This window comes from Achromobacter sp. Marseille-Q4962 (assembly GCF_943737005.1).
In the GTDB taxonomy this organism is placed as follows: Bacteria; Pseudomonadota; Gammaproteobacteria; order Burkholderiales; family Burkholderiaceae_B; genus Achromobacter.
Genome location: NZ_CALSFU010000052.1, coordinates 1 through 10,494 on the forward strand (window position 1 = coordinate 1; position 10,494 = coordinate 10,494).

Annotated in this window: 15 protein-coding genes; all 15 read right to left on the reverse strand. The window is 68.8% G+C overall.

Annotated elements, in window-relative coordinates:
• The coding region (gene tatB, locus NGJ44_RS22610; RefSeq protein WP_251865968.1) for a Sec-independent protein translocase protein TatB at window positions 1–426 on the reverse strand (426 nt) is incomplete at its 3' end.
• A gap of 88 nt (window positions 427–514) precedes the next feature.
• Window positions 515–742 carry a Sec-independent protein translocase subunit TatA gene (gene tatA, locus NGJ44_RS22615; protein ID WP_053246087.1) on the reverse strand — a complete coding sequence of 76 codons (228 nt, stop codon included), beginning with the start codon at window positions 740–742 and terminating at the stop codon, window positions 515–517.
• Between the two features lie 14 nt (window positions 743–756).
• Window positions 757–1,125, reverse strand: a complete 369-nt coding sequence (locus NGJ44_RS22620; RefSeq protein ID WP_053246086.1) for a histidine triad nucleotide-binding protein — start codon at window positions 1,123–1,125, stop codon at window positions 757–759.
• 19 nt (window positions 1,126–1,144) lie between these two features.
• A complete protein-coding gene (locus NGJ44_RS22625) occupies window positions 1,145–1,495 on the reverse strand; it encodes a phosphoribosyl-ATP diphosphatase (protein ID WP_053246085.1) in 351 nt (116 codons plus the stop codon).
• Window positions 1,492–1,896 carry a phosphoribosyl-AMP cyclohydrolase gene (gene hisI / locus NGJ44_RS22630; RefSeq protein WP_053246084.1) on the reverse strand — a complete coding sequence of 135 codons (405 nt, stop codon included), beginning with the start codon at window positions 1,894–1,896 and terminating at the stop codon, window positions 1,492–1,494. Before hisI ends, NGJ44_RS22625 begins: the two co-directional genes overlap by 4 nt.
• Window positions 1,897–2,045: 149 nt before the next feature.
• Complete coding sequence (hisF, locus tag NGJ44_RS22635; protein WP_053246083.1) at window positions 2,046–2,864, reverse strand: imidazole glycerol phosphate synthase subunit HisF; 819 nt, start codon at window positions 2,862–2,864, stop codon at window positions 2,046–2,048.
• On the reverse strand, window positions 2,861–3,601 hold the full coding sequence (hisA, locus tag NGJ44_RS22640; RefSeq protein WP_053246082.1) for a 1-(5-phosphoribosyl)-5-[(5-phosphoribosylamino)methylideneamino]imidazole-4-carboxamide isomerase: 741 nt from the start codon (window positions 3,599–3,601) through the stop codon (window positions 2,861–2,863). Before hisA ends, hisF begins: the two co-directional genes overlap by 4 nt.
• 52 nt (window positions 3,602–3,653) lie before the next feature.
• On the reverse strand, window positions 3,654–4,349 hold the full coding sequence (gene hisH, locus NGJ44_RS22645) for an imidazole glycerol phosphate synthase subunit HisH (protein WP_053246081.1): 696 nt from the start codon (window positions 4,347–4,349) through the stop codon (window positions 3,654–3,656).
• Window positions 4,350–4,381: 32 nt separating this feature from the next.
• Window positions 4,382–4,969: an imidazoleglycerol-phosphate dehydratase HisB gene (hisB, locus tag NGJ44_RS22650; protein ID WP_053246080.1), complete on the reverse strand. Its 588-nt coding sequence runs from the start codon at window positions 4,967–4,969 to the stop codon at window positions 4,382–4,384.
• 12 nt (window positions 4,970–4,981) lie between these two features.
• Window positions 4,982–6,121, reverse strand: a complete 1,140-nt coding sequence (gene hisC / locus NGJ44_RS22655) for a histidinol-phosphate transaminase (protein WP_251865970.1) — start codon at window positions 6,119–6,121, stop codon at window positions 4,982–4,984.
• Window positions 6,118–7,422, reverse strand: coding sequence for a histidinol dehydrogenase (gene hisD, locus NGJ44_RS22660; protein WP_251865973.1), 1,305 nt, complete (start codon window positions 7,420–7,422; stop codon window positions 6,118–6,120). Before hisD ends, hisC begins: the two co-directional genes overlap by 4 nt.
• Before the next feature lie 51 nt (window positions 7,423–7,473).
• On the reverse strand, window positions 7,474–8,148 hold the full coding sequence (gene hisG, locus NGJ44_RS22665) for an ATP phosphoribosyltransferase (protein ID WP_053245842.1): 675 nt from the start codon (window positions 8,146–8,148) through the stop codon (window positions 7,474–7,476).
• The gene (murA, locus tag NGJ44_RS22670; RefSeq protein ID WP_053245843.1) at window positions 8,145–9,413 is read right to left on the reverse strand and encodes a UDP-N-acetylglucosamine 1-carboxyvinyltransferase; all 1,269 of its coding nucleotides are present in this window, start codon (window positions 9,411–9,413) and stop codon (window positions 8,145–8,147) included. The genes hisG and murA overlap by 4 nt, the downstream gene beginning before the upstream one ends.
• On the reverse strand, window positions 9,413–9,658 hold the full coding sequence (locus NGJ44_RS22675; protein WP_053245844.1) for a BolA family protein: 246 nt from the start codon (window positions 9,656–9,658) through the stop codon (window positions 9,413–9,415). The genes murA and NGJ44_RS22675 overlap by 1 nt, the downstream gene beginning before the upstream one ends.
• A 5-nt stretch (window positions 9,659–9,663) precedes the next feature.
• Window positions 9,664–10,476: an ABC transporter permease gene (locus NGJ44_RS22680; RefSeq protein ID WP_053245845.1), complete on the reverse strand. Its 813-nt coding sequence runs from the start codon at window positions 10,474–10,476 to the stop codon at window positions 9,664–9,666.
• Window positions 10,477–10,494: the final 18 nt, after the last annotated feature.

The window sequence follows — 10,494 nt, forward strand, 5'->3', positions numbered from 1 at the left end:
CTCCAGGTCCAGCTTCAGGTTGGGGTCGGCGCTGTCGTCCGCGGCGGGCGGGGGCGCGATCGTGTGCGCGGCATCGGCCGGGGCCGCATCGCCGGCCCCGACGGCGGGCGGCTTGCCGCCGGCTTCGCGGGCGACTTCGTCCAGTTCGGCGCGGAACTGCTGCACCGGCTCTTCCAGCGAGGCGCGGGTCTGGTGCAGCGACTGCTGCACGCCCTGCGCGGCGTCTTCCATTTCGCTCTTGAACTTGCGCAATTCGTCGAGTTCGATCTCGCGCTGGATATCGGATTTCACGTCGTTGACGTAACGCTGCGCGCGTCCGAGCAGGTGGCCGACGGTGCGGGCCACCCGGGGCAGGCGTTCGGGGCCGATGACGATCAGGGCGACGACGCCGATCACCATCAGTTCAGTGAGGCTGACATCAAACATGCGGCGACCGCTATGAAGGGAAGGCGGTGAAGGCCCGCCTCAAGGCGGCGGGCCTGCGGATGGCGCGGGGCGGCACGCCCCGCGCGCCTCAGGAATTGGATTTTTCCTTGGCTTGCACGTCGATGGTCTCGCCCGACACGCGTTGCTGGGCGATGGGCTCGGCGGGCTTGTCGTCGTTGGCTTCGCGCATGCCTTCCTTGAAGCCCTTGACGGCGCCGCCCAGGTCGGAGCCGATATTGCGCAGTTTCTTGGTGCCGAAAATCAGCGCCACGATGACCAGAACGACCAACCAATGCCAGATGCTAAAGCTACCCATGACGGTTCTCCGAATTACGCAGTGGGAGCCACGCGCCCTTTCCAGGGACGCGGGCCGCCGATGATGTGGAAATGCAGGTGCGGGACTTCCTGGCCGCCTTCGGCGCCAGAGTTGATCATGATGCGAAATCCGCCATCGGGGCCCGGCGTGCAGCCGTTTTCCGCGGCCAGCCGGGGCGCCAATGTCATCATTCTACCCAACCAGGGGGCGTCCTCCCCCGTAATATCCTGCATGGATGTGACATGACGTCGAGGGATCACCAGCAAGTGCACCGGCGCGGCCGGATTGATGTCATGGAATGCGACGAAGTCTTCGTCCTCGTAGACTTTCCTGGAGGGGATGTCGCCGGCGGCGATCTTGCAGAAGATACAGTTCTCGCTCATTTTCTTGCGGATTCCGGGGTCAGTTTTGCGGGCGGCCGGCCTTTTCCGCCAGGCCGGACAGGCCTTCGCGGCGGGCCAGCTCGGCCAGCACGTCTTCGGGGCGCAGCTTGAAATGCGTGAGGGCCACCAGGCAATGGAACCACAGGTCGGCGGTTTCGCTCACGATGCGGTCGGGCTTGCCGTCCTTGGCGGCCATGACCAGCTCGGTGGCCTCTTCGCCGATCTTCTTCAGGAAGGCATCGGGCCCCTTGGACAGCAGTCTGGCCACGTACGAGGACTGCGGGTCGCCGCCGTTTTCGGGGCGCCGGGTTTCCAGGGTGTCGGCGACACGGGCGAGGATGTCGCTGGCGTGGGATTCGGAAGGCGTCATTTGTAGATGAGTTCGGGGTCTTTGAGCACCGGGTCCACGACCGTCCAGGCGGCGTCGGCGCCCTGGCCGTCCAGCCGGCGGTAGAAGCAGCTCACGCGCCCGGTGTGGCAGGCGATGCCGCCCTCCTGGCGCACTTTCAGCAGGATCACGTCGCCGTCGCAGTCCAGGCGCAGTTCGCTCACGGTCTGCACGTGGCCGGACTCCTCGCCCTTGCGCCACAGGCGCCGGCGCGAGCGCGACCAGTACACGGCGCGGCCGGTGGCGGCCGTCTCGGCCAGCGACTCGCGGTTCATCCAGGCCACCATCAGGATCTGGCCGCTCTCGGCGTCCTGGGCAATGGCGGGAATCAGGCCGTCGTCGTCGAAAGCGACCTCGGCCATCCAGGCGGGTGCGTTGCTCATGTCAGTAGTCCAAAATCTTTCCGGGCCGCACGGCGACGCAAAGGAAAGCAAGTTTCATAATCTTACGGCAATCCCCGCCAACGAACCTGAATCCCGCCTGAGGCGCCCCTCGGGGAGGGAAGCGCCGCAGGCGCTTCCGGGGTGGGCCTTCACATCCGCACAGGAATGCCCCGCGCCGCCATGAAGCGCTTGCACTCGGCCACCGTGTGCTGGCCGAAGTGGAAGATGCTGGCCGCCAGCACCGCGCTGGCGCGGCCGGTGGTCACGCCGTCGGCCAGGTGCTGCAGGCTGCCCACGCCGCCGGAGGCGATGACGGGCACCGGCACGGCGTCGGACACGGCGCGGGTGAGCGCCAGGTCGAAGCCGGACTTGGTGCCGTCGCGGTCCATGCTGGTGAGCAGGATCTCGCCGGCGCCGTAGGCGGCCATGCGGCGCGCCCAGGCCACGGCGTCCAGGCCCGTCGCCTTGCGGCCGCCGTGGGTGAAGACTTCCCAGCGCGCGGGCTCGCCTTCGGCCGACACGCGGCGCGCGTCGATGGCCACGACGATGCACTGCGAGCCGTGGTAATCGGCCGCGGCCCGCACCAGTTCCGGATTGGCCACGGCCGCGCTGTTGATGCTGACTTTGTCCGCCCCCGCATTGAGCAGGCGCTGGATGTCGGAGACCTGGCGCACGCCGCCGCCCACGGTGAGCGGGATGAACACCTGCGAGGCGACCTGCTCGATGATGGGCAGGATGAGGTCGCGGCCGTCGCTGGTGGCGGTGATGTCGAGAAAGGTGAGCTCGTCGGCGCCCTGCTCGTTATAGCGGCGGGCGATTTCGACGGGGTCGCCCGCATCGGTGAGGTTGACGAAGTTCACGCCCTTGACGACGCGTCCGGCGGTGACGTCGAGGCAGGGGATGATGCGGCGGGTCAGCGCGCTGGCTGCGGGCGCGCCGGCCCCGGGGGCACTGCTGGAGAGGGTCATTTTGCCAGTTCGTCGGCGCGTGCCTGCGCCTCTTGGAAGTTGAGCGTGCCTTCGTAGATGCTGCGGCCCAGGATGGCGCCTTCGACACCCTCGTCTTCGACGGCGCACAGCGCCTCGATGTCGGCGATGCCGGCGATGCCGCCGGAGGCGAACACGGGGATGCGCACGTGCTGGGCCAGGCGCACCGTGGCTTCGACGTTGACGCCCGAGAGCATGCCGTCGCGGCCGATGTCGGTGTAGATGATGGCTTCGCAGCCGTAGTCTTCGAACTTCTTGGCCAGGTCCAGCACGTCGTGGCGGGTGAGCTTGCTCCAGCCGTCGGTGGCGATCTTGCCGTCGCGCGCGTCCAGGCCCACGATGATCTGTCCCGGGAAGGCGCCGCAGGCGTCCTGCAGGAAGCCGGGGTTCTTGACCGCGGCGGTGCCGATGATCACGTAGGAGATGCCCGCGTCGAGGTAGCGTTCGATGGTGTCCAGGTCGCGGATGCCGCCGCCGATCTGCACGGGGATTTCGTCGCCCACGGCGTCGAGGATGGCCTTGATGGGCGCTTCGTTCTTGGGCTTGCCGGCGACGGCGCCATTGAGATCGACGAGGTGCAGGCGGCGGGCGCCCTGGTCGAGCCAGCGGGCGGCCATTTCGGCCGGGTCTTCGGAGAACACCGTTGCATCGTCCAGGTCGCCCTGGCGCAGGCGCACACAGCGCCCGTCTTTGAGATCGATGGCGGGGATCAGCAGCATGGTAGCGAAAAATTGGTGGGTTGAATGGGCTGGCGCGCGCGGCCGCGAGGGGCTACGGCTGCCAGTCTACAAAATTGCGATACAGGCGCAAACCGTGCTCGGCGCTCTTTTCGGGGTGGAACTGCACCGCAAAAATGTTAGCTGCCGCCACTGCGCAGGTAAAGGCGACGCCATAATCGCTTTCACCAACGGTCAGGCCCGGATCGGCCGGGTCGGCGTAGTAACTATGGACGAAGTAGAAATGGGTTTCGTCCGGAATGCCTTCCCAGATGGGATGAGAGCGCGTTTGCCGGACTTTGTTCCATCCCATGTGCGGCACCTTCAGGCGCTCTTCGCGCACGGGCGCGGCGCCGGCCTGGCCCGCGTCGGCCGCGCAGGCGTCGGTGTCGAGGATGGGATCGGCGAAGCGCGGGCCGCGGAAGCGGCGCACGACGCCGGGAAAGATGCCCAGGCAGGGCGTGTTGCCCTCTTCGCTGGAATCGAACAGCATCTGCTCGCCCACGCACACGCCCAGCAGGGGCTTGCTGCGCGCGGCGCGCACCACGGCCTCGCGCAGGCCGGATTCATTGAGCGTGCGCATGCAGTCCGCCATGGCGCCCTGGCCCGGGAACACCACGCGGTCGGCGGCTTCGATTTCCCGGGGCTGGCTGCAGATGCGGATGTCTGCATCGGGGGCGGCGTACTTGAGCGCGCGTGCGACGGAATGGAAATTGCCCATTCCGTAATCGACGATGGCAATAGTGGTCACTTCGGAATACCTGGTCGCAAGCGGAAAGGCGGCTACAGCACGCCCTTGGTGGAGGGCACGGTGTCGCCCATGCGGGGGTCGACCTCCAGGGCCATGCGCAGCGCGCGGCCACAGGCCTTGAACACCGTCTCGCACTGGTGGTGGGCGTTTTCGCCGCGCAGGTTGTCGATGTGCAGGGTGATGAGGGCGTGGTTGACCAGCCCCTGGAAGAACTCGCGGGCGAGGTCCACGTCGAAATCGCCAATGCGCGCGCGCGTGAACGGGATGTTGTAGTGCAGCCCGGGGCGGCCGGAAAAATCGACCACCACGCGCGAGAGCGCCTCGTCCAGCGGCACGTAGGCGTGGCCGTAGCGCCGCAGGCCGGCCTTGTTGCCCGCCGCCTTGGCGATGGCCATGCCCAGCGTGATGCCGGTGTCTTCCACTGTGTGGTGCGCGTCGATGTGCAGGTCGCCCTCGGCCTTGATGTCGAGGTCGATCAGGCCGTGGCGGGCGATCTGGTCCAGCATGTGGTCCAGGAAGGGCACGCCGGTGTCGATGGTCTGCTTGCCGGTGCCGTCGAGATTGACGGCGACGCGGATGCGGGTTTCGTTGGTGTTGCGGGTGATCTCTGCGGTACGCATGTCGGGACTCGATTAGGCGCTGAGGATGTCTTGCAGGGCCGATAGCAGGGCGGCGTTTTCCGCCGGGGCGCCCACCGAGATGCGCAGGCATCCGGCCAGCAGGGGGTGGGCCCGGGAGAAGTTGCGAACCAGTATTTTGCGCGCTTTCAAGGCAAGATGCACGGCGTTGCCGTCCATCTTGCCGGAAAAGCGGGCGAGAACGAAATTGCCGGCGGACGGGAACACCCTGACGCCGGGCAGGGCCGCCAGGGCCGCGGCCAGGGGCTCGCGGTCGGCGCGCATGCGCGCGGCCTGTTCGTCCAGCGCCGGCTTGTGGCGCAGCACGGCCAGCAGGGCCGCCTGGGCGAGCACGTCCACGTTGTAGGGCGGGCGCACCTTGTCCAGCTCGGCGATCCAGGCCGGATGGCCGGCCAGATAGCCGAAGCGCAGCCCGGCCAGGCCGATCTTGGACACCGTGCGCATCACCACCGTATTGGGGGCGTCGAGCACCCTGCCCATCCAGGTGCGGCCGGCAAAAGGCTGGTAGGCCTCGTCCAGCACCACCAGGCCGGGCGCCTCGCGCACGATCGCGGCGATGTCCTCGTCGGCCCACAGCCCGCCCGTGGGGTTGTTGGGCACGGCCAGGAACACCACCTTGGGCCGGTGCTCGCGGATGGCCGCCAGCATGGCGGGCAGGTCCAGGGACAGGTCTTCGGCGAGCGGCACGCCCACGAAGCGGGCGTGGTCGAAGCGCGCCGCCATGTCGAAGTACACGAAAGAGGGCCAGGGCGACAGCACCGCGTCGCCCGGCTGGCAGCACGCCTGGACGATGAGGTGGATGAGCTCGTCGGAGCCGTTGCCGAAAAGCAGGCCGGCCCCGTCGGGCACGCCGAAGGCGGCGCGCACCGCTGCGCGCAGGGCGGGCTCGCCCGCCGGCGGATAGCGGTTCAGGGCGGCGTCGCGCGCGGCGCGGGCAATGTCCTCGCGCACGGCCTCGGGCAGCGCGTAGGGACATTCCATGGCGTCCAGCTTGATGCAGCCGGCGGAGTCGGCCACGGGGTAGGCGGCCAGCGCGCGGATGTCGGCCCGCACGGTGCCGGCGATGCGGCCGGCCACGGCGTCGGCGAGGCCGTCGCCGCCCGGGAGGCCCGCGGGCGGCCGGGCGCCGCTCATTCCTGGTCCAGCCGGTATTGCGCGCTGGCGGCGTGGGCCTGCAGGCCCTCGCCCAGGGCAAGCTCGGCGGCGATGCGGCCCAGCGTCTGGGCGCCCGCGTGCGACACCTGGATCAGGCTGGAACGCTTCTGGAAGTCGTACACGCCCAGCGGCGAGGAGAAGCGGGCCGTGCGCGAGGTGGGCAGCACGTGGTTGGGGCCGGCGCAGTAGTCGCCCAGCGATTCCGAGCTGAAGCGGCCCATGAAGATGGCGCCCGCGTGGCGGATGCGCGCGGTCCAGGTTTCGGGTTGCTCGGTGGAGATCTCCAGGTGCTCGGGGGCGATCTGGTTGGCGATCTCGCAGGCTTCTTCGAGGCTGCGCACCCGGATCAGCGCGCCGCGGTTGGCCAGGCTCGTGCGCAGGATGTCGGCGCGCGGCATGGCGGGCAGCAGGCGCTCCATGGCGGCCTGGACTTCCTCGATGAAGGCGGCGTCGGGACAGAGCAGGATGGACTGGGCCAGCTCGTCGTGCTCGGCCTGCGAGAACAGGTCCATGGCGATCCAGTCGGCTGGCGTCTTGCCGTCGCAGATGACGAGAATTTCGCTGGGGCCGGCGATCATGTCGATGCCCACCACGCCGAAGACGCGGCGCTTGGCGGCCGCCACGTAGGCGTTGCCCGGGCCGACGATCTTGTCCACCTGCGGGATGGTTTCGGTGCCGTAGGCCAGGGCGCCCACCGCCTGCGCGCCGCCGATGGCGAAAACGCGGTCGACCCCGCTGATGGCGGCGGCGGCCAGCACGATGGGGTTGCGCGCGCCGTCGGGCGTGGGGGTGACCATGATCAGTTCGCGCACGCCGGCCACTTTGGCGGGAATGGCGTTCATGAGCACCGACGAGGGGTAGGCGGCCTTGCCGCCCGGCACGTACAGGCCCACGCGGTCCAGCGGCGTGACCTGCTGGCCCAGCAGCGTGCCTTCGGCGTCGGTGTAGGTCCAGGTTTCGGCGCGCTGGCGTTCGTGGTAGCTGCGCACGCGTTCGGCGGCCGCCTCCAGGGCGTTGCGCTGGGCGGCGGGCAGGGCCGCCAGGGCGGCCTCCCAGTCGGCGCGGGGAATTTCGAGGGCCGGGGCGCCGGCAACGTCCACGCGGTCGAAACGGCGGGTGTATTCCATTAGCGCGGCGTCGCCGCGGGCGCGCACGTCGGCCAGAATGCCGGCGGCGGCGCGGTCGATGGATTCGTCCTCGGCGGCCTCGAAGGCCAGCAGCTTGGACAGGGCGGAAGCGAATCCGGGATCGCGGGAGTCGAGACGGTTTATGAAAGCCATGGCGTCATGGTACTAGCAGAGGGCCCGCGCCGCGGGCGGCGGGGACGGGGGTCAGGCGTTGCGGGCGGCGGCCCGCTCGAAGGCGTCCAGCAGGGGTTGCAGACGGGCGCCGCGGGTCTTGAGCGCCGCCTGGTTGACGATGAGCCGGGAGGAAATCGGCATGATGCTCTCGACTTCGACCAGGTTGTTGGCGCGCAGCGTTCCGCCGGTGGAAACCAGGTCGACGATGCAGTCGGCCAGGCCGACCAGCGGGGCCAGTTCCATCGAACCATACAGTTTGATGATGTCCACGTACACACCCTTGGCCGCGAAGTGTTCACGGGCCGACTGCACGTACTTGGTGGCCACGCGCAGGCGCGCGCCCTGGTGCACGGCGGCCTCGTAGTCGAAGCCCTGCCGGGCGGCCACGGCCAGGCGGCACTTGGCGATGTTCAGGTCGATGGGCTGGTACAGCCCGCCGGGCTGCTGCGCCGCGTGCTCGATCAGCACGTCCTTGCCGGCGATGCCCAGGTCGGCCGCGCCGTACTGCACGTAGGTGGGCACGTCGGAGGCGCGCACGATGATCAGGCGCAGGGCCGGGTCGCTGGTGGGCAGGATGAGCTTGCGCGAGCTTTCGGGGTTCTCGGGCACTTCGATGCCGGCCTCGGCCAGCAGGGGCATGGTTTCTTCGAAGATCCGTCCCTTGGACAGGGCCAGGGTGAGGGGCGTGACGGGAGCGTCGCTCATGCCGTTTCCTTGCCGCTAACGCGTTGTATGTCGGCGCCCAGGGCGCGCAGTTTCACTTCCATGCGGTCGTAGCCGCGGTCCAGGTGGTAAATGCGGTCGACCAGGGTTTCGCCTTCGGCGGCCAGGCCGGCGATGACCAGGCTGGCCGAGGCGCGCAGGTCGGTGGCCATGACCTTGGCGCCCGACAGGCGCGGCACGCCGCGCACCACGGCGGTGTGGCCGTCGATGTCGATGTCGGCGCCCATGCGGCGCAGCTCCTGCACGTGCATGAAGCGGTTTTCGAAGATGGTTTCCACCACCACCGAGGCGCCGTCGGCCACGGTGTTCAGCGCCATGAGCTGGGCCTGCATGTCGGTGGCGAAGCCGGGGTATTCGTGGGTGCGGAAGTCCACGGCCCTGGGGCGCGCGTCCATGCGCCCGCGCACCCAGTCGGGGCCGGTTTCGAGGGTCACGCCAGCCTCGGCCAGCTTGGACAGCGTGGCGCCCATGATGGCGGGGTCGGTGTGGCGCAGCAGGATGTCGCCGCCCGCGGCGCCCACCGCGCACAGGAAGGTGCCGGCTTCGATGCGGTCGGACACCACGCGGTGCGAGGCGCCGTGCAGGCGCTCCACGCCTTCGATCACGATGCGGTCGGTGCCGTGGCCCTGGATGCGGGCGCCCATCTTGATGAGCAGCTCGGCCAGGTCCACCACTTCGGGCTCGCGCGCCGCGTTCTCGAGCACGGTGCGGCCTTCGGCCAGCACGGCCGCCATCAGCAGGTTTTCGGTGCCCGTGACGGTGACCATGTCGGTACGGATGACGGCGCCCTTCAGGCGGCTGGCGCGGGCCACCACGAAGCCGTGCTCGATGCTGATTTCGGCGCCCAGCGCGGCCAGCCCCTTGATGTGCTGGTCCACCGGGCGCTGGCCGATCGTGCAGCCGCCCGGCAGGCTTACGCGGGCCTCGCCGAAGCGCGCCACCAGCGGGCCCAGCACCAGGATGGAGGCGCGCATGGTCTTGACCAGTTCGTAGGGGGCCTCCAGGTTGTCGACGCCGTCAGCCTGCACGGTGACCACGCCGTCCGCCGCGCGCTCGGCGCGCACGCCCATGCGCTCCAGCAGGCGCAGCATGGTGGCGGTGTCGTTCAGGTGCGGCACGTTGGAGAGCGTGACCGGCTCGGCGGTCAGCAGGCCGGCGCAGAGAATGGGCAGGGCGGCGTTCTTGGCGCCCGAGATGGCGACTTCGCCTTGCAGGCGGGGGCCGCCGGTGATGCGGAGTTTGTCCATTATTTGCCTGCCTGTTCGTATTCGGCCGGGGTGAGCGTGCGCATGGAGAGCGCGTGGATTTCGGCCTTCATGCGGTCGCCCAGCGCCGCGTAGACCATCTGGTGGCGGGCGATGAGCCGCTTGCCCTCGAAAGCCGTGCTGACGATGACGGCGTCGAAGTGCGAGCCGTCGCCCTGGACGTCGAGGTGTACACAGGGCAGGCCGTCCGCGATGTATTGGCGGACTTGCTCGGGAGTGGGAAGCATGAACGTCAGTTCCTGAGTTTGTAGCCGCGGGCCAGGAGCCGCAGCGCATAGAGCGACAGCGCGAGGAAGACCCCGCTCACCACCGCCAGGCTGCGCCATGGGGAGACGTCCGACACCGAGAAGAACCCGTAGCGGAAGCCGTCGATGGTGTAGAAAATGGGATTCCAGTGCGACACGCCCTGCCAGAACGGCGGCAGGGTATGGATGGAATAGAACACGCCCGACAGAAACGTGGCCGGCATGATCAGGAAGTTCTGAAAGGCCGCGAGCTGGTCGAATTTCTCGGACCACAGCCCGGCGATCAGGCCCAGCGTGCCCATGATGCCGCAGGCCAGCACCGCGAACGCCAGCACCCACAGCGGATGCTGCGGCGCCAGCGACACGAAGAACAGCGCCACCAGCCACACGCATACGCCCACGGCCAGGCCGCGCGCCACGGCCGCCAGCACGTAGGCCGCGAAAATGTCGCGATGCGACAGCGGCGGCAGCAGCACGAACACCAGGTTGCCGGTGATGCGGCTCTGGATGAGCGATGAGGACGGATTGGCGAAGGCGTTCTGCAGCATGCTCATCATCATGAGCCCCGGAATCAGGAACGCGGTGTACGGCACCGTTCCGTACACCGTGACCCGCCCTTCCAGCACGTGCCGGAACACCAGCAGGTAGAGCAGCGCCGTGATGACCGGGGCCGCGATGGTCTGGAAGCTGACTTTCCAGAAGCGCAGCAGCTCCTTGCGCAGCAGCGTCGGAAAGCCGGAGCCGGCATCCAGGCGGGGCTGCACCAGCGGCTGGCTGGCGGAAGCTTCGGCGGGCGTCATGAGGAAATCTCTTCGGGT